Origin of the sequence: Acetomicrobium sp. S15 = DSM 107314, assembly GCF_016125955.1 — a bacterium.
Classification (GTDB): Bacteria; Synergistota; Synergistia; order Synergistales; family Thermosynergistaceae; genus Thermosynergistes; species Thermosynergistes pyruvativorans.
Map to the genome: position 1 here is coordinate 1 of NZ_JADEVE010000179.1, position 505 is coordinate 505.

At 40.8% G+C, this 505-nt stretch carries 2 protein-coding genes; one reads left to right on the forward strand and one right to left on the reverse strand.

Annotated features, from left to right (window positions below; all coding sequences use genetic code 11):
* The coding region (locus EZM41_RS14315) for a TRAP transporter large permease subunit (RefSeq protein WP_198469984.1) at positions 1–160 on the reverse strand (160 nt) is incomplete at its 3' end.
* A 25-nt stretch (positions 161–185) separates the two neighbouring features.
* Between EZM41_RS14315 and EZM41_RS04700 the strand changes: the two genes are divergently transcribed.
* Entirely contained in the window at positions 186–374 is a 189-nt protein-coding gene (locus EZM41_RS04700) for a hypothetical protein (protein ID WP_198469985.1), read from the forward strand.
* The last annotated feature ends 131 nt before the right edge of the window (positions 375–505 follow it).

Consider the following 505-nt stretch of genomic DNA (forward strand, 5'->3'; position numbering starts at 1 on the left):
TAGCTGAATAACCCTTCTTAATCGAAATAAAATATGCCACCACCATCTGCGTCAAACCTACCAAAATACCGGGTATTACCCCTGCCAAAAAGAGAGCCGCCACGGAAACTCGACCTTCGCACATAGCATAAATGACCATCCCGGAAGCTCTGCTTCGCATTGAAAAAGGAGAACGTATCTCCGGTGTGCCTTGGGTAAGAGTCAAAACCTTACTTGCAATTTATGCAATGAATAGCTATTTGAGAGAAAATGCTAAAATAGGTGATAAAACAGTAATAATATCCGACAAAGCAGAGATATTAATTGATGGATTTAATATAATGAAAGAATTAATATTGGGCGGAGAATCGAAATACGGGTTCGGGCATGTATAGCTTTATGGGTTCCTTTAGTCCTTCAAATTGGCTAAAAAATGCAGTGGGAATATTCCCAGGGTGCATTCCGTGGTATATCACAACGGGTATTATGGGGGTTAAAGGTTTAGATGTCCTTTCCTGTTCGTCCC